This window comes from Naumannella cuiyingiana (assembly GCF_013408305.1).
Classification (GTDB): Bacteria; Actinomycetota; Actinomycetes; order Propionibacteriales; family Propionibacteriaceae; genus Naumannella; species Naumannella cuiyingiana.
Genome location: NZ_JACBZS010000001.1, coordinates 349,331 through 371,697, shown reverse-complemented (window position 1 = coordinate 371,697; position 22,367 = coordinate 349,331). Strand labels below are relative to the sequence as shown.

The following is a 22,367-nucleotide window of genomic DNA, read 5'->3' as shown; positions in this document are numbered from 1 at the left end:
CCGGCGTGCGGGCCCGAGCCCGCCGCAACGGGTATGGTCGGCGCGTGTCAACGAGCCTTCCCGAGCGGGTCCTGGGCGTTCGCCTCGGCCCCGAACCGATCGACGTCGCGAGCGTCATCGACGCCGTCGCCGATCCGGCGTGCGGCGGGCTCGGGCTGTTCGTCGGCACGGTCCGCGACACCGACGAGGCCACCGGCCCCGGCGAGGTCACCGGCCTGACCTACACCGCGCATCCGGCTGCGGCGGACGAACTGGCCCGGGTTGCCGCCGAGGTCGCCTCCCGTCACGACGTTCGCGGCGTCGCGGTCGAGCACCGTACCGGCTCGCTGCGCGTCGGCGACATCGCCGTGGTGGTCGCCTGCGCGGCCGTGCACCGGGCCCCGGCGCTCGCCGCCTGCGCCGACCTGATCGACACCCTGAAGGAGCAGGTGCCGATCTGGAAGGAACAGACCTGGGCCGGGGGCGCATCGACCTGGCCGGGGGTCTGAGGTGACGCGCCAGACCCTGACCGCGCTGGTCTCCGCGGTCCTCTTCGTCGGCTTCGCCGTCGCGCTGGCGGTGCTGCCCGTGCCGTTCGTCGTCTACAGCCCCGGCGGCACCGTCGACGTGCTCGGCAATGCCGCCGACGGCAGCCCGGTGGTCGAGCTGAGCGATGTGCGTACCTATCCGACCGACGGCCGCCTCGACATGACCACCATCAGCGTGACCCGCGCCGATGCGGTGGTCGGGGTTCCGGAGGCGATGCTGGCCCACTTCCTGCCCAGCCGGGAGACGTTGCCCCGCAATGCGGTCTACCCGCAGGGCCGCACGGCCGATGAGGTACGCAACGACAACGAGGCGCAGATGGGGTCGTCGCAGGACAATGCGCTGGTGGCAGCCACCCTGGCCGCCGGTCAGGAGGTCCAGGACCGGCCGATGGTGACCGCGGTGACGCCGCTCAGCCCGGCCGACGGCCAACTGCAACCGGGCGACCTGTTGTACGAGATCGGCGGCGAGCATGTCGCCAATGTCGACCAGGTCAGCACGCTGGTCGCCCGGCATCGCGTCGGCGACACCGTGCCGTTCAAGGTCGTGCGCGCCGGCCGCGAGTTGATCATCCCGATCGTGCTGCAGGGAGCCAACGACGATCCGACCCTGCCGATCGTCGGGATCGCCGTCGGCACCGGGTATCGTCTGACCCCGCAGGTCACCTACAACGTCGACCCGGCGATCGGCGGCCCCAGCGCCGGACTGGTCTTCGCGCTCGCGATCTACGACAAGATCACCGAGGGCCAGTTGCTCGGCGATCGGGTTGTCGCCGGGACCGGCACGATCGATGCCCGCGGCAATGTCGGACCGATCGGCGGCATCCAGGAGAAGATCGCGGCCGCCGAGGGCGCCGGCGCGACGATCTTCCTGGTGCCGTCGGAGAACTGCCCCGATGTCGCCGGCGTGCAGACCTCGATGCGGCTGGTCCAGGTGGGCACCCTGCAGGAGGCGATCACCGCCGTCGAGGATCTCGCGGTGCCCGAGCGGGCGGCGGGAGTGCCGTCATGCTGACCGACCCCGACGAGCGGGTGGCCGCCCTGGCCGCGGCGCTGGTCGAACTCGAGCGGACCTGCAGCGATGCCGGATGGGACGCCCCGCCGCGGCTGTTCGCGCTGGTGCCGACCGCCGACGTGATCGCCGACGAGCCCGCCCTTGCCGAGGAGTTCGGCCTGCGCGGCGACGGTCCGCCCGGCGCCTGGACCGCGATCGAGCAGGGTGACTTCCGGCCCGGCGACGACCTCGTCGGGGCGCTGCAACGGCTGTCCTGGCCGGCCGAGGTGAAGGGCTGCGCGCTCGCCCTGGAGCGCAGCTTCCTGCCGTCCGGCGCGGAGGCCGAGCTGCCCGACGAGCCGGCCGCGGCGCAGCGAGTGGTCGCCGAGCACCCGGATCGCCAGGACATCCGCCTGGTCGTCGGTGTCACCCGCGACGGAACCGGCTACGGCGTGGGCCGGCTGGTCGCGCAGCCCGATGAGCTGCTCGGCGGACCCGACCTCGCCCCCGGGCTGGTGTCGTTGCTGGCGACTACGCTGGCCTGACCCGGATGACCGCGTCATGAGTACCAAGATGAGCACGAACGTGAGCACCAGCATGAGCACGAGCAGGAGACATCGATGACCTCGACGGCCGCCACCGCGCCGCGCCGCCGCAATGCGCTGTTGCCCACCCTGGTCGCGCTGGTGGGCCTGGTCATCGTGGCCATGCTCGGCACGGGGGTGTGGACCGACCGGCTGTGGTATGTGAATCTCGGTTACGGGCAGGTGTTCTCCACCCAGTTGTGGACCCGGGTGGCGCTGTTCGCGGGCTTCGGGCTGATCACCGCGGCGGTCGTGGTGGGCAACATCGTCCTGGCGTACCGGCTGCGGCCGGCGACCAGACAGGGCCCGGTCGCCAGCCAGTTGCTGGAGCGCTACCGCGAGGTGCTGGAGACCCGGTTCAGCCAGGCCATGATCGCGCTCGGCGGGGTGGTCGCGCTGTTCGCCGGGGCCAGCGGTGCGGGGCAGCTCACCACCTACCTGGCGTGGGTCAACAAGACCGAGTTCGGTACGCCCGATCCGCGCTTCGGGCTGGACATCTCCTTCTTCGTCTTCGATCTGCCCTGGCTGAGCTACCTGCTCGGCTTCGCGATCACCACGCTGCTCATCGCGGCGGCCGGTGCGGCGGTGATGCACTACGTGATGGGGGCCCTGCGGTTCGGTCGCGGTGCCGCCCGCTCCGGCAGCCGCGCGGCGCAGATCCAACTGTCGGTGCTGATCGGGCTCGCGGTGCTCGGCTACGGCGTCGCCCGCTGGCTCGATCGCTATGTCTATGAGCTGCAGAGCGGGCCCCTGCTGACCGGCCTGACCTACACCTCCGACACCGCCCGGATCAACGCCTCGACCATTCTCGCCGCGATCGCGGTGATCTGTGCGGTGCTGTTCTGGTCGACGATCGTGCTGGGCCGGTGGCTGTTGCCGGGCGCGGGCATGGCGCTGATGGTGGTCGCCGCGATCGTCCTCGGCGCGATCTATCCGGGGGCGGTGCAGGCGATCACCGTGGTGCCCGACGAGCCCGACAAGGAGCGCCCCTACATCGGCCAGCACATCGCCGCCACGCGGGACGCCTACGGGGTCGCCGATGTGGAGGTGCAGGACTACTCGGCCGAGACGGTCGCCGCCGCCGGGCAGTTGCGCCAGGACGCCGCGACCCTGCCGGGCATCCGGTTGATCGACCCGGCCAAGGTCGGGCCGACGTTCGAGCAACTGCAGCAGGTCAGGGCCTACTACTCGTTCCCCTCGGTGCTGGACGTCGACCGCTATCTGATCGACGGGCAGCCCACCGACACGGTCGTCGCGGTCCGCGAGCTCGACCCGAACGGGATCGAGAACCCGAGCTGGAACACCCGGGTGACCGAGTACACCCACGGCTTCGGGATGGTCGCCGCCTACGGCAACCGTCGCCAGGAGAACGGCACGCCGGAGTGGATCTCGCGCGACATCCCGCCGGTCGGCGAACTGCCCGAGACCGAGCCGCGGGTGTACTTCGGCGAGCTGAACCGCGGCTTCTCCATCGTCGGCGCGCCCGCGGGCGCGGCGCCGATCGAGCTGGACACCCCCGGCGGCGGCGAGGGCAGCACCCCGCGGCTGAACACCTACCAGGGCGCGGGCGGCGTACCGATCGGATCGATGTTCAACCGGATCCTCTATGCCATCCGCTTCGGCGATCCCAACATCTTGTTGTCGGACCGGGTCAACGAGGCATCCCAGATCATCTACGACCGCACCCCGGTGGAGCGGGTGCAGGCGGCCGCGCCGTGGCTGCAGGTCGACTCCAATGCCTATCCCGCCGTCGTCGACGGACGGATCAAGTGGATCGTCGACGGCTACACCACGACGGACAACTACCCGAACAGCCAGCGGGTCTCGCTGGAGGAGGCCACGGCCGATTCGCAGTCCGGCCGCCCGCCGGGCGCGGCGCCGACCGACACACTGAACTACATCCGCAACTCGGTGAAGGCCGTGGTGGACGCCTATGACGGCACCGTCGATCTGTACGCCTGGGACGAGACCGACCCGATGCTGCAGACCTGGCGCAAGGCCTATCCCGACACGGTCCAGCCGCGCAGCGCGATCAGCCCCGATCTGCTGGCGCATCTGCGCTATCCCGAGGACCTGTACAAGGTCCAGCGCCAGATTCTCGGCCGCTACCACGCCATCGATCCGGCCGTGTGGTACCGGGGCAGCGACCTGTGGCAGGTGCCGACCGACCCGGTGAACGGCGCGAACACCCGCAAGGAGCCGCCCTACTACCTGTCGATCAAGTGGCCGGGAGACGACCAGGCTCACTTCAGCCTGACATCGCTCTACGTGCCGAACGGCCGGGCGAACCTGGCCGCCTACATGGCGGTGAATGCCGATGCGGCCTCGCCCGACTACGGGCAGATGCGGATCCTGCGGATGTCGGACAGCCAACAGATCGACGGCCCCGGGCAGGTGTTGAGCGCGATGAACAACGACTCCGCCGTCGCGGAGACGCTGCGCCGGTTCCAGAACGAGGGCACCGCACAGGCGAGCTACGGCAATCTGCTGACGCTGCCGGTCGGCGGCGGGCTGCTCTATGTCATGCCCGTCTACGTGCAGCGCGCCTCCGGCAGCGGCTCCTATCCGGTGCTGCAGTTCGTGGTCACCCGGTTCGGTTCGCAGGTGGCGATCGATCCGACCCTGCAGGGCGCGCTGGACAAGCTGTTCGCCGGCGATGCGGGAGCGAGCACGGGGGAGGAGGACGGGACGCGGCCGCCGGACGGCGGCGAGCCGACCGAGCCGTCAGGTCCCGCGGACAATCCCGCGGCGATCGCCGCGTTGAACCAGGCGATCACCGCCAACGAGGAGGCGGAGAAGGCGCTGCGGGCCGGCGACCTCGCGACCTACCAGCAGAAGCAGAACGAGGCGGCCGAGGCGACCCGGCGCGCACTGGATGCGCTGGGCGGGGGGTAGTCCTTGGCCGGATCGCTGATCATCCGCCGCGCGCGGCCGGTATTCCCCGACGGGGAACCGGCCGCGCCGCTGGTTGATCTTGTCCTGCGCGACGGGCGGATCGCCGCGCTCGGTGCCGCGGGATCGGTCGGGTACGCCGAAGCGGCCCCCGAGATCGACGCGGACGGCCGCTGGCTGATTCCCGGCCTGTGGGACCAGCACGTGCACCTTCGGCAATGGTCGCGGGCCGAGTCGCGGCTGGATCTGTCGGGTGCCGGCTCGGCCGCCCAGGTCTGCCGGATGCTCACCGAGCGCGGCGTCGCGGCAGGCAGCGGACCGCTGATCGCCTTCGGCCATCGCTCGGCGGTCTGGCCGGACCGGGCGAGCGTGGCCGGACTGGACGCGGTCACCGGGACCCGGCCGGTGATCCTGATCAGCGGCGATGCCCACCAGGGCTGGCTGAACAGTGCGGCGCTCCGGCTGCTGGACCTGCCATCGCGCGAGGAGGCGCTGACCGAGGACGAGTGGTTCGCCGTCTCGCCCGCGGTCGAGGCGCTCGGCGCCGGCGAGCCGGAGCAGGCGGCATATGCCCGCGCCCTGGCCGCCGCCGCGCGCCGGGGCATCGTCGGCCTGACGGACTTCGAGTTCGGCGACGGCTGGCGCACCTGGCCGGCCGCCTATGCCGGCGAGCTCGGTCGGCTCCGGATCCGGGTGGCCTGCTATGCCGACGAGCTGGACGCCGTGCTCGCCGCCGGGCTGCGTACCGGTGACCCGCTGGACCCGACGGGCCGGCTGCGGATGGGCCCGTTCAAGATCATCTCCGACGGCTCGCTGAACACCAGGACCGCCTGGTGCTGCGATCCCTATGCGGCCAATGATCATGATTCTCCCGATCATGGGCAGGCCAACCAGACCCTCGCCGAGCTGACCGAGCTGCTGTCGCGCGCCCACTCCGGCGGCCTGCGGGTCGCGGTGCACGCGATCGGTGACCGGGCCGCCGACGACGCCCTGACCGCCCTCGAGGCGTCGGGCGCGCGGGGCACGATCGAGCACGCCCAGTTGTTGCGACGCTCCGACATCACCCGGATGGCGCGGTTGGGGATCACTGCGAGCGTCCAGCCCGCACATCTGCTCGACGACCGGGACGTCGCCGAACAGGTGTGGCCCGGGCGTACCGACCGCTGTTTCATGTTCGGCTCGCTGGCGCGCGCCGGGGTGCCGCTGGTGCTGGGGTCGGATGCGCCGGTCGCGCCGCTCGATCCGTGGCTGGCGATGGCCGCGGCGGTCGGACGCAGCGGTGACGAGCGGCCGGCCTGGCATGCCGCGGAGGCGCTGTCGCCGCGGCAGGCGCTGGCGGCCAGCACGGGTGGCGTGGATGCGGTCGTGTCGGGCGGGCCGGCCGATCTGGTGCTGCTGGACCGCGATCCGCTGGCGCCCGCCAATGATGCCCCGACCGCCGCGGCGGCGCTGCGGCAGATGCCGGTCGCGCTGACGGTGGTGGACGGTTCGCCGGTGGCCGGCCCGCTCGCCGGCTGAGCGCGCGCCGGGTCAGCCGCGGGTCAGCGGCGGCAGGGCGGCATGCTCGGGCAGGTCAAGATCATCCGCCGCGCCCACCACGACGGCGCTCAGCGACTCGGGGGTGACGATCTCGCGATAGGCGGCGGTCGCCTGCTCCGCGGTGACACTGCCGAGCGCCTCGAGCTGACGGGTCAGATGATCATCGGGCAGCCCGTCCAGCACCTGCCGGACGTGCTGGTCGACCAGCGCCTCGGCGGTCGCCCACTGCAGCGGCGCGGCACCGACGTAGTAGTTGACGGCATCGGTCACCTCCCCGGTGGTGATCGGGGCGACCTCGTCGATCATCAGGCCGAGCCCGCGGGTGATCGCATCGCCGGTCACCTCCGAGCGGAACGAGCCCGACAGCGCGAACGTGCCGCCGGTCCGCAGCGGCGCCGGCGCGAGCCGGACGCCGTAGGTGTAGCCGAGCTCCTCGCGCAACAGCAGGTTGAGCCGGCTGCCGAACGAGCCGCCCATCGCGTGCAGCGCCACCCGCAGGGCGGGCCAGCGCGGATCGGAGCGGTCGATGCCGAAACCGCCGATCGACACATTCGCCTGCACCGCGCCCGGTCGGTCGATCAGGCGGTACGCCGGCGCACCGGCCGCCGCGACCGGTGGTGACGCCGCCTCGGCGCTGCCCGACCAGCCGCCGAACGCCCGCTCGGCGAGCGCGCGCACATCGGCGCCGCCGAGGTCGCCGCCGATCACCAGCGTCGCCCGGTCCGGGGCATAGCTGCGCGCATGGCGGGCGCGGGCGGCGTCGGGGGTGATCGCGGCGACCGTGTCCGGTTCGCCGCCGACGGGCCGGGCGCCGCGGTAGCCCGGGGCGAACACGGTACGCCGGAACTCCCGGGCGGCCGTCGCGGCCGGGTTGGCCTGCTGCTGCTCGATCTCGGCCAGCCGCAGCGCGACCTGCCGGGCGAGGTCGGCATCGGCCAGCGCGGGCTCGGCGAGGGCGTCGGCGAGCAGGCCGAGCGCGTCGGCCAGCCGGGAGGCGGGTACGTCGATGCCGGCGACGACCCCGCCGAGATCCTGGTGCGCGCCGAAGCCGGCGCCGAGCAGCTCCAGCCGCTCGGCGTACCGCGTGCCCGGATCCGTGGCGGTGCCCTCGTCGAGGGTGCGGGCGATGATCGTGCCGATGCCCTCGGGATCCTCGCCGGTGAGCGGGGCGTCGATCACCACCGCGGCGCTGATCACCTGCTGCCCCGGCAGGTGCAGGATGCGCAGCGCCATGCCGTTGTCGAGCCGGTCGTGCTCGGGCAGCGGGAACCGCGGGGGGAGCGGGGCAGCCACCTCGGGCGGGCTGGTCCTGGTCATGCGACGGCCTCCTCGGTGCCCTCTTCGGCGCTGCGGTAGACGAGCGTGGCGCGGGCGGCGGGGTCCAGATGCTCCGCGGCGGCGCGCTGCACCTGCGCCGCGTCGATCGAGGCGATCGCGGCCAGCCGGCGGTTGATCTCGTCGGGATCGCCGAGCAGCGTGGCGTAGGCCGAGATCTGGTCGGCACGCGAATCGAGGGTGGCCAGCCCGTGCAGCCAGTGTCGTTCGTACTGGGCCCGGGCGCGGGTCAGCTCCTCGGCCGTCGGCCCCTCGTCTGCGAACCGAGTGAGCTCGTCGACCATGATCGACTCGATCTCGGAGATCGGCGCGTCATCACGCGCCCGGGCCGAGGCGAAGCCGAAGGAGTTGCCGCCGATCAGCCCGAGCGCGGAGGCGCCGGCGCCCTGGGCCAGCTCCTCGTCGCGGACCAGCCGGCGGTAGAGCCGAGACGTCTGACCGTCGCCGATGATCGCCATCGCCAGGTCGGCCGCGTCGAACTCGCGGCGGTCGAGCGCGGGCAACCGCCAGGCGAAGTGGACCGCGTCGGCCGGGACGTCGGCGCTCACCTCGCGCCGGGGCAGGCCCGATAGCGGCGGCAGCACGCCCGGGTCGGGCGTGGTCGGTCGGCTGCCCGCCGCGATCGGGCCGAAGTAGCGGCGTACCCGCTCCAGCGCGTCGTCGACCTCGACATCGCCGACGATGCTGAGCACCGCATTGTTCGGCATGTAGAAGCGGCGGAAGAACGCGTGCACGTCGGCCAGCTCGGCGGCGTCGAGGTCGGCCATCGAGCCGATCGTGGTGTGGCCGTAGGGATGGTCGGCGGGAAAGGTGAGCGCGACCAGGTGTTCGAGCAGGTCTCCGTAGGGCACGTTGTCGTAGCGCTGCCGCTTCTCTTCCTTCACCACCTCGCGCTGGTTGTCCAGGCTCTCCTGGGTGACCGCCTCGAGCAGCGTGCCCATTCGGTCGGCCTCCAGCCACAGCGCGCGGTCCAGCCCGCCGACCGGCAGCGCCTCGAAGTAGTTGGTCCGATCGAACCAGGTGGTGGCATTCACCGAGGCGCCGGCGGCCTGCATCAGCGAGATGTGGGTGCCCGACGCGACATTCGCCGACCCCTGGAACATCAGATGCTCGAACAGGTGCGCGAAGCCCGAGCGGCCGGGCTCCTCGTGCCGGGACCCGACGTCGTACCAGAGGTTGACCGCCACCGCGGGGACCGCGTGGTCGGGGCTGATGATCACCCGGAGCCCGTTGTCGAGGCGGTGCTCGTACAGCGGATATCGGACTTCGTCGGTCGCGGCCATGCCGCACAAGCTAACGCACCGCTCAGAACAGGGTCGGCTGCAGGCGTTCGGGCAGTGGCGGCAGTTGCCGGCGGGTACGCCACTGCGCGCTCGCGTCCCAGCCGAGCGCGTCGAGCACGCCCGGCTGCTCGGGCGTGGCGTCGTCGGCGCCGGCCAGGGCTCGGGCGGCGAGCGTGGCGGTCGCCGGCAGGTCGTGGGCGAGCAGCGTGCGGCGTACCGCCCGGGCCGGCAGGGGCAGCCGGCCGGCGTCCGGGTCGTGCAGCCCGACGGGCAGATCGTCGCGCATCCGCATCACCGCGCGGTTGCGCCGCCAGGCGGCGCGGGCATCGGCCTCGCACAGGCGGGCCCGGCAGCCCGGCCCGACCACGTCGGTGATGGCCCGGCCGCCGGCATCGACGTCGGCGAACAGCGCGTCGGCCGAACCGAAGCGCTTCAGCAGGGCGGCCGCCCGCTTGGGGCCGACACCCCGGACGCCGGGCAGGTTGTCCGACGGGTCGCCGCGCAGGGCGGCGAAGTCGGCGTACTGGGCCGGGGTGATGCCCAGCATCAGCTCGAGGCGGTCCGGCGTCAGCAGCGGGGACGCCTCGACCCCGCCGTTGATCACCCGCAGCACGGACGTGTCGGCGTCGATCAGCGCGAAGGCGTCGCGGTCGGAGGTGACGAGGACCGTCCGGCCGCGATGCCGGGCATTCCACCGGGCGGCCGAGGCGAGCACGTCGTCGGCCTCGTGGCCGGGCGGGGTGACCACCTGCACGCCCAGCTCGGTCAGCACCTCGGCGGCGCGGGCGAGTTGGGCGACCAGCGTGGGCAGCTTGTCGACGCGCTGGGCCTTGTAGTCGGGCCAGCGTTCGCGGCGGGTGCTGGCGTCCGGGTCGTCGAAACCGACGACGATCCGCGCCGGCCCGATCCGGTCGGCGGCGGCGACGAGCTGGGTGAGCAGGCCGCGGATCGCCCAGATCGGCTGGCCGAGCGAGTCCCGGGCGCCGGACGCGGCGAGCGCGTGGAAGCTACGGTGCAGCAGCGAATTGCCGTCCACCACCATCAGCGGCCGCCCGCCCGCGGCGGCGGGCACGGGCGTCGGGCCCGGGGCGGCGGCGGAGGTCACCCCACCATCATGACGCCTCGGGCCGACGGTCGCCCGTCACCCGGGCGGGTGTTGGCCAGCGACAGCTAGTTGCCGGACTTCGAGGAACGAGCCGCCGGATTCGCTCCGGGATCGCCGCCGCCGGCCTGGGTGCGTCCGCCGATGCTCAGCGTGTAGCCGGCGTAGGAGTCCGCGGTCTCGCTCGGGTCATGGGCCATCACGATGGCACCGAGCGACTTCGCGCCGCGCATCTCCCGGCGTACCTTTGCCGCCGAGACCTCGGCGCGTCCGTCCGCACCGACCGGCACCTCGAGGTGGCCGACGCGCTTCGTGCCGTCCCAGCCGACGAGCTGCAGCGACCAGCCCTGGACGGGATCGGGACGGACCTGGGTCGCCGACCGCGCGGTGCCGAGGTCGATCTCGGTGCCGCCCACGGCGGCGTCGCGAACCCACCATCCCGTCGGCTCCGCACCGTTGCCGTTGGTCGCGGCGTCGGTCAGGTAACGGAACGAGATCAGCACGTCCTTGCCGGCATAGGCGGCCAGGTCGTAGGTACGCGTGGCCCAGTCGGCGGTGCCGGTCAGGCCGGGCAGCAGGCCGACGATGGTGCCGTCGGCGCCGGAGGCGTGCTCGCTCGTGGTGGCGTCGCCGGGCACGGTGGTCCAGGTCTCACCTCCGTCGGTGGAGACCTGCACGATGCCGAAGTCCCAACCGGTCTCGATCTCGGTACGCGACTCGAACGTCAGCGCCCCGCCGCCGGCGGGCACGCTCGCCTCGACGACGGCGCTGCGGTCGACATCGTCGCCCTCGCCGCTCCACAGCTCGCCGGAGGAGACCTGCCACTCCAGCGGCTTGACCGGATACGTCTTGGCCCCGGCGAACGTGACGCCGTAGTCGAACGGGCGGTCGGTGGCGGCGAGAACGAAGTCGGCGCCGTTGGTCGGCGCGCCCGGCGAGCTGGCCGAGCCCGCCCAGTCCCAGCGGATCGCCGAGGAGAGCCGGGCCGAGGTGAAGCGCGCCTTCTCGGCGTCGGTCAGGCCCTTTGCCCCGGAGTCGAGCAGCCGGTCGAGGGCCATCTGCGCGACGAAGTCCTCCAGCACGTCGCCGGAGCTCGTCTTGTCGGCATTCGCGGTCAGCCAGTTCTGCAGGGAGGTCAGGCCGGTCGCGCTGCCGTCGCGGTGCAGGGCGGTGATCAGGTCCTCGCCGTAGCGGTCGGCGAGGTAGGTGACCAGGGCGTACGCCGCCCCGTAGTCGGCGAGGATCTCGTTCGGCTGGTCCTCCCAGCGGGTGATCGAGTTCTCGGCACCGCAGTAGGGGAAGCTCTTCGTTGCGTAGAAGCCCTGGTAGCAGGTGATGTGCGAGTCGGCGCCGACGCGGCCGTAGGGGATGGTGGTGTCGGAGTAGCCGACGAGCGTCTGGGCGTAGTCGGACAGGCCCTCGTTCAGCCAGGTCGTCTCGCCCGGATCGGTGTAGTAGTGCAGCAGGTGCTGGTACTCGTGGGCGAAGGTCGACTCGTAGTTGCGCGGACGCGCCGGCTGTTCGGACGAGCACAGGCCCCCGGCGCCGCCGTCGGGCGGATTGGCGCCCGTGCGGTGCAGCCAGTCGTAGGAGTCGATCGTCATCACGTTGCGGTCGAAGGCCTCGTTGAACAGCGGGGAGAAGAAGCCCGCGATGAAGGTCGAGCCCTCGGGCGTCGTCGGGTCGTAGAAGTTTGCGTCGCGGACATTCGAGACCAGCACGACCGTGGAGTCGCCGTCGCCGACGTAGAACTCTGGGTCGCCGCCACCGAGCAGTTCCCACAGCGGGCCGCCGAAGCCGACATCGGTCTGGGCGCTGCCGTCGCGGGCGGGTGCGGTGGAGAAGGCCTCGGACTCGGTGGGCAGGATGTTGGTGTCGAACTCGGCGACCATCGCGTTCACCTGGTCGTCGGTGATCACATTGCGTACGCCGTCGTTGCGGCAGTCACCGTCGGGGAAGTTGATGTCGGACTGCACCCAGATCTCGATGTTGTTGCCCACCGCGCGCAGGGTGAACTCCTCGGGGGCGTAGACGCCCTCGGCGTCGTCGAGCACCAGCCACGGCTTGGTGCCGCCGATCGGCGTGCCGGTGGCCGCCGGGGGAGCGCTGCTGCGCTGGCGTCGCAACTGCGGCGCCTCGTCGCCGAACTCGCGCTTCTCGGCGTCGCTGAGCCGGGCGCGGGGCGACTTGACCAGGTCGGCGCGGGGGGCGCGGGTGTCGTCGGCGGGCGCAGCGCCGGCGTCGGCGGGGGGCGAGGGTGGCGGCTCCGCGGAGGCGGTCAGCGGAGCGACCAGCCCCGTGGTGACCAGCGCGGCGGCCGCACCGGCCGCCATCAGACCACGGTGCCATCCACCTCGGCGCATCTCGGACCCTCCTGGCATGGACAGCCGGGCCCTGGGGGCGCCCGGTCCAGTCGGCAGCAAACCATGATCGGTGACGGCGCGGAAGGTGAACGGCGAGATTTGTGGGAAACCTTGAGGTGTTCTTCAGGTGCGCGAGCGCCGGGGGCGGCGGGCATGGACATCGGGGTCGGGTGGCTGCGAGGCTCGACGTGGGGGTGGTCTGGGGGTGGATAGCGTGTTCTCGGAGTTCTGGTACACGGCGCTGTGGGGCTTCCTGATCTTCAGTGTCCTCGGCGTTGTCGTGGAGATGGTGTACGCCTTTGCGCGCGAGGGTGTGATCGAGTCGCGGCTCGGGGTGCTCTACCTGCCGCTCAGCCCGATCTACGGACTGGGCGGGGTGGCCATCACCGCCTTCTTGTTGCCCTATCTGCACGACCCGATCCTGTTGTTCTTCGTCGGCATCGTGGTCGGCACCGTGCTGGAGTATGTCGCCTCGTTCGTGATGGAGAAGCTGTTCCACACGATCTTCTGGGACTACAGCAACGAGCCGCTGAACCTGCACGGCCGGGTCTGCGCCCAGTACTCGCTGTACTGGGGCTTGCTGTCCCTGCTGCTGATCTATGTGATCGATCCGCCGATCGGGCGGCTGATCGACGCGATCCCGCAACCGCTCGGCGACCGGCTGCTGCTGGCCGCCTGCATCGTCGCCGCGGCCGGCATCGCGCTGACGCTGGCCGCCTTCGCCCGGCTGCGGGCCAAGGTGGACGCGCTGGAGGCCGGCCGGCCCGTGCCGAGCGGGGCGCTGGGGCGCGCGATCGACACGCTCGCGCCCGATGTGGTGATGGCCTGGACGTTCCCCCGGATGAACCTGGTCCAGGAGTATCTGCAAGCCCGGGGCATCGAGCCCAGCCGGGTACGCCTGGACCTGCGCGTGCCCAGCGCCGAGCGCGAGGCCATGCTGGAGCGCGCCCGCACCGCGGGGCAGGGATGAGCGGGGTAAAGCGATGGGACGAATTGCCAAGGCGGCGGCGGTCGGAGCGGGTGCTGGGCTGGTCCTCGTAACGATCTTCGCCGTGGGCGAGATGCTGGGCAGCCCGGACGCGCCCGCGCTGCCGGTTGTGATCGTGCTCGCCCTGGCCATGGGTGGACTGCTGGTCGGGGCACCTGCCGGTGCCGTCATCGGTGGGCTGATCGGGCTGTTTCTCAGAGGCCGCGCGAAAGATGGTGCCCCTGCCTCCGTTACCGAGCCCACGACAGGGGGCCGTGTTGTGGCCGACCGCCCTCATCGTCAGCCTCAGGCGCACGAGCAAGTGGACGATCCCGCTCCGCTTGCTCCCATATCGGCGCCTCCCGCACGCCCAGCGAGCCCTGCGGTGGATCCGCGTGATCCGGAACGGTTGAACCGCGTGCTCGCAGAACTTGACGGCTTGCCGGGGCTGGAGGCCGTGGCTGAGCAGGTGCGGCGGATGGCTCGTCGGGTCGCGCTTGATCAGGAGCGGAAGGTGCGGGGAATGGCGGTGGCCGAGAGCGGTTATCACGCGATCTTCTCGGGCCCGCCCGGAACCGGGAAGACCACGGTTGCGCGCATCTGGGGTAATGCCTTGGTCGCCATGGGAGCGCTTCCGTCCGGTCACGTGGTGGAGGCAGATCGAGGGCGGCTTGTGGGCCAACACGTCGGGGAGACCGCGATCAAGACAACCGAAGCATTCGACGAAGCGCGCGGTGGGGTCTTGTTCATTGATGAGGCGTACTCCCTCGTGCCGCGTGGATTTGAATCGAGCAACGACTTCGGGCGGGAAGCGGTGGAGACCGTGCTCGCACGAATGGAGAACGACCGCGCCACAACAGCGGTGATCGCGGCTGGCTACGCGGAGGAGATGGATCGATTCCTGGACTCCAACCCGGGTCTACGCTCACGGTTCGCAAACACGGTGACATTCGAGCACTTCGACGGGCCGACGCTCGTTCGCGTGGCTGAGTCCATGGCGGAGAAGGGCGACTATGGATGGGATCCGGAGGCGCTTCGGCTGCTCGGGCAGGCGTTCACGCGGTTGGCTGCTGCTCCACCGAAGGGCTGGGCGAACGCGCGCAGTGTCCGCAGCGTCCTGGACCTGGCAGTCACGGCCCAGGCTGACCGGCTCAGTGAGATCGGCTTCGGGGACGATGATCTTGCCCGATTGATCGAAGAAGACGCTCGAACCGCGCTCCAACGCCTCTATCCCCAAGCCATCTGACACGCGACGAGAGCGCCCACCGCCCGTCCGGATCGCCGCGGCAAAGCGAAGGGCCGCTGACCGGCGTCTTGCCTGGTCAGCGGCCCTTCCGTGGTAGCGGGGACAGGATTTGAACCTGTGACCTCTGGGTTATGAGCCCAGCGAGCTACCGAACTGCTCCACCCCGCGTCGCGAAGATTGACTATAGCCGCTGGTCACCGGCGAGCCAAATCGCGCGCGGATACCGACGTTTGCGTCACATCTGACGCAAACGTCGGTATCCACGTGCGGCGGCTCACTCGCGCAGCTCCGGGATCGCCTCGCGGGCATCGGGGTAGCTCATCCCGGTCAGCTCCAGCAGGTCGGCGAGCATGGAGCGAAGCTGCGCCAACACGACGACCGCGGACAGGCCACTCGCCATCTTCAGCCGGGAACTCGCCCGCGCCAGCTCCAGGATCCGGGCGCGCGCCGCCGTCGGGATCCGTCCCTCGAACAGTTCCCCCGCGCAGAAGTCGGCGACACCGGCGACCTGCTGCATCAGTGCGAGGTACGCCATCGGCACGCTCGGCTCGTCGCGCCACAGCGCCACCGCGCTGCGTCGGGCCAGCACCCGCAGGTTGCGGGTCAGCCGGTCCAGCGGGTCATAGAGATCGGCGAGTGCCTCCATCCGCTCGCGTTGTCCGCGCCGGAAGGGCGAGTGCCGGATCACCGCCAGCCCCTCGGTCACCGCCTGCGACATCGTGTCCAGCAGCCGCTCGCTGTTCCGGGCCTGGCGCAGCGCGACATCGGCGGCCTCGGCGTCGCGGGCGTCCAGCGCGTCCCGGCAGGCGCGCAGGCAGCTCGCCACCTCGCCGAGGATCCGCGCGGCGGTCACCCGCGGTTTGATCACCGGCCCGGCCGGCGCCAGGGTCGCGATCAGCATCGCCAACGCGCATCCCAACAGGGCGTCCAGCCAGCGCCCGAGCCCCTGGCCGGGTTGGGGCAACAGCGTGAGCACGATGATCGACTGCACGCCCGCCTGGATGATCATCAGATTTCGCGCGCCGAGCAGCGTCGCTGCCGACATGGCGATCAGCGCGGCCACCATGATCTGCCACACGCCGGTCCCGGCGACCGTCACGAAGATGTCCCCGGTGAGCACGCCGATCGCGACCCCGATGCCGACCTCGAGCGCCCGGCTGTAGCGCTGCCCGAAGCTGAGTCCGAGCGTGATCACCGCCGCCACCGGCGCGAACACCGGCATCGGGTGCCCGAGCACCACGATCGCCAGCCACCAGGCGAGGCCCGCGGTGAGCGCGCATTGTGCGATCATCCAGAACCGGGCATGCAGGCGCTCCCAGCCCTCGCCGAGGGAGCGGCGGCTGCGGCGTACCGATCTTTCGCTGAGGTCGAAGGCGCGCACCATCGCCGCGCGCAGCCTCGCCGGCCGGTCCGCATCCATGGCCCCATCCTCCCGCACATCGCTCAGCGCTCCCCGCCGGTGCTAGCGTGCCGCCCGCCACCTGTAGGGGAGAACCGATGACCCAATCGCACGACCCGAACGAACCGCGCGGTCCGCAGTTCACGCCGCCCGGCTTCCAGGGTCCGCCCCCGCAGCCCCCGGCTCCGCAACCCGGCCAGCGACCGCCCGCCCCGGGCCCGCAGCCGTACGGGCAGCAACCGCCCCAGGGCCAGCCCCCGTACGGTCAGCCCCCGTACGGTCAGCAGCCCTACGGGCAGCAGCCGCCGCACGGGCAGCAGCCGCCCAACCGGGGCCCGCAGCCCTACGGCCCGCAGCCCTACGGCCAACAGCCCTACGCGGGGCCTTCGCCGTACGCCGGACAGCAGCCACCCCTCGCCGGGCCGGGGCAGCCGTATCCGCCCCAGCAGCCCCAGGGTCCGTGGCCACCCCAGCAGCCGCCGCGCCGCGGCAGCAAGGCGCCGTGGATCGTCGCGGGCGCGATCGTGGCGGTGCTGTTGGTCACGGGCGTCGCCTGGCTCGGCACGTCGGGTTTCGGCCGCCCACGCGCTGCGCCGACCGTCGAGGCGCCCGCTCCGCCCCAGGTGCCCGCCCCGACCGCGCAGGAACCCACCGACCCCACCGAACCCGATCCGACGCGGCCGCCCGGCAGCGGCGCGATCGATCTCCCGAAGAGTTTCGACGGGCTCGAGCTGATGGGCGATCCGGTCGTCAGCGGCGACCTCGTCGTGGCCAGCTATGTGAACTCGGACTACTCGCGCAGCCTCACCGTCTCCGCGATGGCCGATGACGGGACCTTCGACGCCAAGAGCTATGCCGAGACCATGGCCGGGTCCGACGCCGGCGAAGCGACACAGGTCGACGGTGCCTGGTGCGCCACCGACGACCCGCTGACCGCCTGCGCCACCGTCGCCGACGGCTACCTGATCGCGGTCATGCCGTTCAGCGGCAGCGAGGACGTCGCGACCACCGCGCGATCGCTGCGGTTGTTCGTCGAGGCCATCTGAATCGACCGCCAGCCGGTCGGCGACCGGCAGGGTCACGCGCCCGGCCTAGAGTTGTCCGACGTGAAGGCCCTGCTGCTCGAGAACATCCATCCCTGCGCCGTCGAGATCCTCACCGACGCCGGATTCGAGGTGGAGACCCGCTCCGGTGCGCTGGGCACCGACGAGCTGGTCGCCGCGCTGGACGGCGTCGACCTGCTCGGCATCCGCTCCAAGACCCAGGTCACCGCCGAGGTGCTGTCGGCCCGGCCCGACCTGGCGGCCGTCGGCGCCTTCTGCATCGGTACCAACCAGATCGACCTGGACGCCGCCGCGGGTGAGGGCACGGTGGTGTTCAACGCCCCGTTCTCCAACACCCGCAGCGTTGTCGAGCTGGCGGTCGCCGAGATCATCTCGCTGGCTCGCCGGCTCGGCGACAAGAACGCCGCCATGCACGCCGGCCGCTGGGACAAGTCGGCCAAGGGCGCACACGAGGTGCGCGGGCGTACCCTCGGCATCGTCGGCTACGGCAACATCGGCAGCCAGCTCTCCGTGGTCGCCGAATCGCTCGGCATGCGGGTGTCGTTCTACGACATCGCCGACAAGCTGCCGCTCGGCAATGCCCGCCAGGTCGAGACCCTCGACGAACTGCTCCAGACCTGCGAGACCATCTCGCTGCACGTGGACGGGCGCCCGGGCAATGCCGGGCTGTTCGGCGCCGACCAGTTCGCGCGGATGCGGCCGCGATCGATCTTTCTCAATCTGTGCCGCGGGCTGGTCGTCGACCACGAGGCGCTGCGCGACAACCTGCTGTCCGGCCACATCGCCGGCGCCGCCGTCGATGTCTTCCCCGAGGAGCCCGCCGCGGCCGGGGAGGGCTTCAGCTCCGTGCTGCAGGGTCTGGACAATGTCATCCTCACCCCGCACATCGGCGGCTCCACCCAGGAGGCCCAGGAGGACATCGGCCGCTACGTGGCCGGCAAGCTGCGCGACTACGCCCGCAGCGGCGCCACCACGATGTCGGTCAACCTGCCGACGGTCGCGGTCGGCCCGCCGGCCGGCTCGCGGCTGCTGCATCTGCACGCCAACGTGCCCGGGGTGCTGGCCCGGGTCAACTCGCTGCTCGCCGAGCACGGCGCCAACATCGACTCCCAGTCCTTGGCGACCCGCGGCGAGCTGGGCTACGTGGTCACGGACACGGCTGCGCCGATCCCGGCCGAGCTGGCCGACCGGTTGCGCGCCCTGCCCGAGACCGTCGAGCTGCGCGTCATCGACGCCGAGGGCTGATCACTCCCGCGGCGCGAGTTGGGCGACCACCGCGTCGTGCAGCCGGCCGTTCGTGGCCAGGGCGCCGGGGCCGACCGGCCCGTCGGCGCCGGCGACATTGCCGAACCGGCCGCCGGCCTCGGTGACGATGATCGAGCAGGCGGCCATGTCGTGCAGCGCCAGCTCGGGTTCGCAGGCGATGTCGACCGCGCCCTCCGCGACGAGCATGTAGGACCAGAAGTCGCCGTAGGCGCGGGTACGCCAGCAGCGCCGCATCAGGTCGACGAACGGCTGGCCGTGCGGGGTGGCGACCCAGCCCGCGACATCGGAGTAGGACAGCGAGGCGTCCTCGATCCGCGTGAGCTCGCTGACCCGGCACTCGGTGGGGGAGCGGAACGACTTCCCCGTGTACGCCCCGCCGCCGCGGCTGGCCCACCAGCGCCGGCCCAGCGCCGGCGCGGAGACGCAGCCGAGCACCACCTCGTCGCCGTCGAAGAGGGCGATCAGGGTGGCCCACACCGGTACGCCGCGCACGTAGTTGCGGGTGCCGTCGATCGGGTCGATCACCCAGCGCCTGGGCCCGTGTCCGGTGTCGGCCAGCTCCTCGCCGTGCACCGCGTCGCGGGGGCGGGCCTTGCGCAGCACGGCCCGGACCGCCTCCTCGACGGCGATGTCGGCGTCGGTGACCTCGGTCAGGTCGGGCTTGGCATCCACCCGAAGATCGCTGGCCCGGAACCGGTCCAGCGAGATCGCGTCGGCATTGTCGGCGAGCATGTGGGCGACCCGCATGTCCTCGATCAGGCCGCGGGAGTCCGCGTTGGTCGCCTCCCCGGTCCGCGTCTCACCCCTGCGCTCACCCGCCATGGCGGCAGCCTAGCCGCGCGGTGCCCGGAGCGCGGTCACGGCTCGCGCTCGGCGCTGATCATCCGGCGGAACGAGGCGACCCGCTCCGCGCTCACCCGGCCGGCCGCGACGGCCGGGTCCAGCGCGCAGTCCGGGGCGCCGGTGCGATGATCACAGCCGCGAGGACAGTCGCGCGCGATCTCGGCAAGATCGCCGAACGCCGCGATGATCGTCGCCGGATCGACATGGCTCAGTCCGAACGACCGCACACCCGGGGTGTCGATCACCCAGCCGCCACCGGGTAGCGGCAACGCGATGGCCGAGGTGGAGGTGTGCCGGCCGCGGCCCGTCACCTCGTTCACCCCGCCCGTCGCCCGATCGGCGTCGGGGATCAGCCGGTTGACCAGCGTCGACTTGCCCACGCCCGAATGTCCGACCAGCACCGAAACCCTGTCCTGCAAGGCGTCCTGGAGCGGGGCCAGCTCGGCATCGGGATCGAGCACCACGATCGGCACGTCGAGCGGGGCATAGGCCGCGACAAGATCATCCGGCGACGCCAGATCCGCCTTGGTCAGGCAGAGCAGCGGCGCGACGCCCGCGTCGTAGCCGGCCACCAGGATCCGGTCGATCATGCCGGTCCGCGGCGGCGGGTCGGCGAGCGCGGTGACGATCACCAGTTGATCGGCATTCGCGACGATCGGCCGCTCGTAGGGATCGTCGTCGTCGGCGGTACGCCGCAGCACCGAGCGCCGCGCTTCCACGTCGACGATGCGCGCGAGCGTACCCTCCGCACCGGAGGTGTCGCCGACCACGCGCACCCGGTCGCCGACGATCGCGGCCTTGCGGCCGAGCTGGCGAGCCTTCACCGCGATCACCGGACGGTCGCCGACGAGCACCTGATAGCGCCCGCGGGTGATCGAGGTGATCATGCCGATCTCGGCCTCGGAGTAGTCGGGCCGATTCTTGGTCCGTGGGCGGGTGCGGCGCCGGGGCCGGTCGAAGCCCTCATGATCATCGGTGCCGATCCGCCGGCCCGCGCTCAGGTGTACCTCTGCGAGTCGTCGATCATGGCCTGCCAGCGCCTCGGGAAGTCCGGCATCGTCTTGGCCGTGCAGTCGATGTCGTCGACGACGACGTCGGGGACGACCAGCCCGAGCAGCGCGGCGGCGTGTGCCATCCGGTGATCGGCATAGCTGGCGAACGTGCCGCCGTGCAGCAGTCGCGGTTCGATCACCAGGCCGTCGTCGGTCTGCCGCACGTGCGAGCCGAGGCCGTTCAGCTCGTTCTCCAGGGCGGCCAGCCGGTCGGTCTCGTGGCCGCGGATGTGGCCGACCCCGGTGATCGTGGAGGTGCCGTCGGCGAGCGCCGCGATGGCGGCCACCACGGGGGTGAGCTCGCTGGCATCGCGCAGGTCCAACTCGACGGCCTGCAGCGAGTGCCCACCGGTCACGGTCAGGCCGCGACCGTCGAGTTCGACGACGGCGCCGAAGGCCGTCAGGATGTCGCGGATCCGATCGCCGGGCTGTCGCGTCCGGGTCGGCCAGTCCGGGATCGTGATGTGGCCCCCGGCGACCGCCGCCGCCGCCGCGAACACCGCGGCATTGGACAGGTCCGGCTCGATCACCAGGTTGCGGGCGGCGATCGGGCCCGGCCAGACGACCCACCGGTTCTCCTCGCCCGTGTCCACGCGAACCCCGCGCTCGCGCAGCATCGCCACCGTCATCTCGACGTGGGGGCGGGAGGGCACCGGCGACTCGCCGATGTGCCGGACGTCGACGCCCCGCCGGTAGCGCGCACCCGCGAGCAGCAGGCCCGAGATGTACTGGCTCGATCCCGACGCGTCCAGCGCCACCGGGCCGCCGGGCAGGTCGGGCCGCCCGGTGATGTCGAAGGGCAGCCCGACGGGCTGCCCGGCGATCCGGGCGCCGAGGTCATCGAGGGCGGTGAGCAGCGGGCCGAGCGGGCGCTCCCGGGCCTCGGCGTCGCCGTCGAAGCGGAACTCGCCGGAGGCGAACGCCGCGATCGGCGGCACGAACCGCATCACCGTGCCGGCCAGACCGCAATCGATCAGGCCGTCGCCGGACGGCTCGGCCGGCGGCTCGATCTGCCAGCGCTCGGGATCGGAATCGTCGATGACCGTGCCGAGCCGGCGCAGCGCATCGCGCATCAGGGCGGTGTCGCGGGCGTCCAGGCCACCGCGCAGCGAGGACGGGCCGTCGGCGAGCGCGCCCAGGACCAGCGCTCGGTTGGTCTCCGACTTCGACCCGGGTACCGGTACCGAGGTGTGCATCCGGCTGCCCGCGGCCGGGGCCGACCAGGTTCCGGCCCTGCGCCGAGGGGCGGGGGTGCCGTCGAGTGTCACGCTGGCTGCCGGATCACAGGTTGAGGTCGCTCTTGGCCTTCTTGGCCGAGCGCCGCGCCTTCTTCGCCGCCCGCCGCGCCTTCTTGTCGAGGCCGTCGAGCTTCTTCTCGGCCGTCTTCTCGACCCGGTTCAGGTGCTTGTCCGCCGACTTGGCCAGATCGCGCCGGACGTGGTCGGCGCGCCAGCCGAGGCTGGGCCGGCCCTGGGTGTCGCCGCTGGCCAACAGGGTCGCGCCGAGCAGGCTCAGGCTGACCAGGAAGTCGCGCCCGCGCTGCTCCTCGTCGTCGTCATCGGTGCTCCGGCCGCCGAGCGGGCTGGCCGCGATCACCTGCGGCACCAGCGTCGCGGCGAGGATGATCGCGCCCATCCGGCGACCGATCCCGGTGGCCAGCGAGATGCCGCCGATCACCTGGGCGATGCCGGTGAGGCGGGCAAGCGTGCGCGGTTGCGAGGGGATCAGCGAGGCGACCTGCGGCGGGGCCGCGGACTTGACCAGCGGGACGACGCGTTCGGCGACGGGCCGGAGCTCCCCGGCACTCGCGCCGGGATCGCGTACCGCCTTGACCCCGTCGGCGACGAAATAGCTGGCGAGCATGGTGCGGGCCAGGAAGCGCAGCATTGTCGATCCTCTCAGTGGTGTGCCCGA

Annotated in this window: 18 protein-coding genes and 1 tRNA gene; 9 read left to right on the top strand and 10 right to left on the bottom strand. The window is 71.9% G+C overall.

What is annotated here, in order from left to right; genetic code table 11:
- The first annotated feature begins 44 nt into the window (after positions 1-44).
- The 5 genes from GGQ54_RS16820 (at position 45) to GGQ54_RS01590 (ending at position 6,512) form a co-directional block, all read left to right on the top strand.
- Positions 45-488: a molybdenum cofactor biosynthesis protein MoaE gene (locus GGQ54_RS16820; protein ID WP_343045817.1), complete on the top strand. Its 444-nt coding sequence runs from the start codon at positions 45-47 to the stop codon at positions 486-488.
- A 1-nt stretch (position 489) separates the two neighbouring features.
- Entirely contained in the window at positions 490-1,539 is a 1,050-nt protein-coding gene (locus tag GGQ54_RS17525) for a S16 family serine protease (RefSeq protein WP_179443794.1), read from the top strand.
- Positions 1,533-2,063, top strand: coding sequence for a PPA1309 family protein (locus GGQ54_RS01600; protein WP_179443793.1), 531 nt, complete (start codon positions 1,533-1,535; stop codon positions 2,061-2,063). The genes GGQ54_RS17525 and GGQ54_RS01600 overlap by 7 nt, the downstream gene beginning before the upstream one ends.
- 75 nt (positions 2,064-2,138) lie before the next feature.
- Complete coding sequence (locus GGQ54_RS01595) at positions 2,139-4,997, top strand: UPF0182 family membrane protein (protein WP_179443792.1); 2,859 nt, start codon at positions 2,139-2,141, stop codon at positions 4,995-4,997.
- A gap of 3 nt (positions 4,998-5,000) precedes the next feature.
- Positions 5,001-6,512, top strand: coding sequence for an amidohydrolase (locus GGQ54_RS01590; protein WP_179443791.1), 1,512 nt, complete (start codon positions 5,001-5,003; stop codon positions 6,510-6,512).
- A gap of 12 nt (positions 6,513-6,524) precedes the next feature.
- Here the strand turns inward: GGQ54_RS01590 and GGQ54_RS01585 are convergent, their stop codons facing one another.
- The 4 genes from GGQ54_RS01585 to GGQ54_RS01570 all read right to left on the bottom strand — a co-directional run bounded on the left by GGQ54_RS01585 (position 6,525) and on the right by GGQ54_RS01570 (position 12,586).
- Positions 6,525-7,850 carry a M16 family metallopeptidase gene (locus GGQ54_RS01585; protein ID WP_179443790.1) on the bottom strand — a complete coding sequence of 442 codons (1,326 nt, stop codon included), beginning with the start codon at positions 7,848-7,850 and terminating at the stop codon, positions 6,525-6,527.
- Positions 7,847-9,151 carry a M16 family metallopeptidase gene (locus GGQ54_RS01580; RefSeq protein WP_179443789.1) on the bottom strand — a complete coding sequence of 435 codons (1,305 nt, stop codon included), beginning with the start codon at positions 9,149-9,151 and terminating at the stop codon, positions 7,847-7,849. Before GGQ54_RS01580 ends, GGQ54_RS01585 begins: the two co-directional genes overlap by 4 nt.
- 22 nt (positions 9,152-9,173) lie before the next feature.
- On the bottom strand, positions 9,174-10,256 hold the full coding sequence (locus tag GGQ54_RS01575; protein ID WP_179443788.1) for a 5'-3' exonuclease H3TH domain-containing protein: 1,083 nt from the start codon (positions 10,254-10,256) through the stop codon (positions 9,174-9,176).
- Positions 10,257-10,321: 65 nt separating this feature from the next.
- On the bottom strand, positions 10,322-12,586 hold the full coding sequence (locus tag GGQ54_RS01570) for a M6 family metallopeptidase (RefSeq protein WP_179443787.1): 2,265 nt from the start codon (positions 12,584-12,586) through the stop codon (positions 10,322-10,324).
- Positions 12,587-12,821: 235 nt separating this feature from the next.
- Between GGQ54_RS01570 and GGQ54_RS01565 the strand changes: the two genes are divergently transcribed.
- Positions 12,822-13,586 (top strand): putative ABC transporter permease, encoded by a 765-nt coding sequence (locus tag GGQ54_RS01565; RefSeq protein ID WP_179443786.1) that lies wholly within the window; start codon positions 12,822-12,824, stop codon positions 13,584-13,586.
- Positions 13,587-13,677: 91 nt separating this feature from the next.
- Positions 13,678-14,829, top strand: coding sequence for an AAA family ATPase (locus tag GGQ54_RS01560; protein ID WP_246292792.1), 1,152 nt, complete (start codon positions 13,678-13,680; stop codon positions 14,827-14,829).
- 91 nt (positions 14,830-14,920) lie between these two features.
- Here the strand turns inward: GGQ54_RS01560 and GGQ54_RS01555 are convergent.
- Both GGQ54_RS01555 and GGQ54_RS01550 read right to left on the bottom strand, forming a co-directional pair.
- A tRNA-Met gene (locus GGQ54_RS01555) sits at positions 14,921-14,997 on the bottom strand.
- A gap of 106 nt (positions 14,998-15,103) precedes the next feature.
- Entirely contained in the window at positions 15,104-16,249 is a 1,146-nt protein-coding gene (locus tag GGQ54_RS01550) for an FUSC family protein (RefSeq protein WP_246292508.1), read from the bottom strand.
- Between the two features lie 77 nt (positions 16,250-16,326).
- Here GGQ54_RS01550 and GGQ54_RS01545 point away from each other — a divergent pair, with 77 nt between their 5' ends.
- Both GGQ54_RS01545 and serA read left to right on the top strand, forming a co-directional pair.
- Positions 16,327-17,274 carry a hypothetical protein gene (locus GGQ54_RS01545; protein ID WP_179443784.1) on the top strand — a complete coding sequence of 316 codons (948 nt, stop codon included), beginning with the start codon at positions 16,327-16,329 and terminating at the stop codon, positions 17,272-17,274.
- Between the two features lie 60 nt (positions 17,275-17,334).
- A complete protein-coding gene (serA, locus tag GGQ54_RS01540) occupies positions 17,335-18,537 on the top strand; it encodes a phosphoglycerate dehydrogenase (protein ID WP_179443783.1) in 1,203 nt (400 codons plus the stop codon).
- On the opposite strand, the gene GGQ54_RS01535 is transcribed toward serA, so the two are convergent.
- The 4 genes from GGQ54_RS01535 to GGQ54_RS01520 form a co-directional block, all read right to left on the bottom strand.
- A complete protein-coding gene (locus GGQ54_RS01535) occupies positions 18,538-19,305 on the bottom strand; it encodes an inositol monophosphatase family protein (protein WP_246292790.1) in 768 nt (255 codons plus the stop codon). It lies immediately after the preceding gene.
- A gap of 110 nt (positions 19,306-19,415) precedes the next feature.
- On the bottom strand, positions 19,416-20,402 hold the full coding sequence (gene rsgA, locus GGQ54_RS01530; protein WP_246292788.1) for a ribosome small subunit-dependent GTPase A: 987 nt from the start codon (positions 20,400-20,402) through the stop codon (positions 19,416-19,418).
- Positions 20,399-21,649: a 3-phosphoshikimate 1-carboxyvinyltransferase gene (gene aroA, locus GGQ54_RS01525; RefSeq protein WP_179443780.1), complete on the bottom strand. Its 1,251-nt coding sequence runs from the start codon at positions 21,647-21,649 to the stop codon at positions 20,399-20,401. The genes rsgA and aroA overlap by 4 nt, the downstream gene beginning before the upstream one ends.
- 85 nt (positions 21,650-21,734) lie before the next feature.
- Complete coding sequence (locus GGQ54_RS01520) at positions 21,735-22,340, bottom strand: DoxX family membrane protein (RefSeq protein WP_179443779.1); 606 nt, start codon at positions 22,338-22,340, stop codon at positions 21,735-21,737.
- Positions 22,341-22,367 lie beyond the last annotated feature (27 nt).

Excerpts from the sequence above, each read along its gene's own strand:
- GGQ54_RS01520 (WP_179443779.1), bottom strand. The coding sequence starts at position 22,340 with ATGCTGCGCTTCCTGGCCCGCACCATGCTCGCCAGCTATTTCGTCGCC.
- GGQ54_RS01550 (WP_246292508.1), bottom strand. The coding sequence starts at position 16,249 with ATGGATGCGGACCGGCCGGCGAGGCTGCGCGCGGCGATGGTGCGCGCC.
- aroA (WP_179443780.1), bottom strand. The coding sequence starts at position 21,649 with ATGCACACCTCGGTACCGGTACCCGGGTCGAAGTCGGAGACCAACCGA.
- GGQ54_RS01585 (WP_179443790.1), bottom strand. The coding sequence starts at position 7,850 with ATGACCAGGACCAGCCCGCCCGAGGTGGCTGCCCCGCTCCCCCCGCGG.
- GGQ54_RS01560 (WP_246292792.1), top strand. The coding sequence starts at position 13,678 with ATGCTGGGCAGCCCGGACGCGCCCGCGCTGCCGGTTGTGATCGTGCTC.
- GGQ54_RS01600 (WP_179443793.1), top strand. The coding sequence starts at position 1,533 with ATGCTGACCGACCCCGACGAGCGGGTGGCCGCCCTGGCCGCGGCGCTG.
- GGQ54_RS01595 (WP_179443792.1), top strand. The coding sequence starts at position 2,139 with ATGACCTCGACGGCCGCCACCGCGCCGCGCCGCCGCAATGCGCTGTTG.
- GGQ54_RS01535 (WP_246292790.1), bottom strand. The coding sequence starts at position 19,305 with ATGCGGGTCGCCCACATGCTCGCCGACAATGCCGACGCGATCTCGCTG.
- GGQ54_RS01580 (WP_179443789.1), bottom strand. The coding sequence starts at position 9,151 with ATGGCCGCGACCGACGAAGTCCGATATCCGCTGTACGAGCACCGCCTC.
- GGQ54_RS01545 (WP_179443784.1), top strand. The coding sequence starts at position 16,327 with ATGACCCAATCGCACGACCCGAACGAACCGCGCGGTCCGCAGTTCACG.
- GGQ54_RS01570 (WP_179443787.1), bottom strand. The coding sequence starts at position 12,586 with ATGGCGGCCGGTGCGGCCGCCGCGCTGGTCACCACGGGGCTGGTCGCT.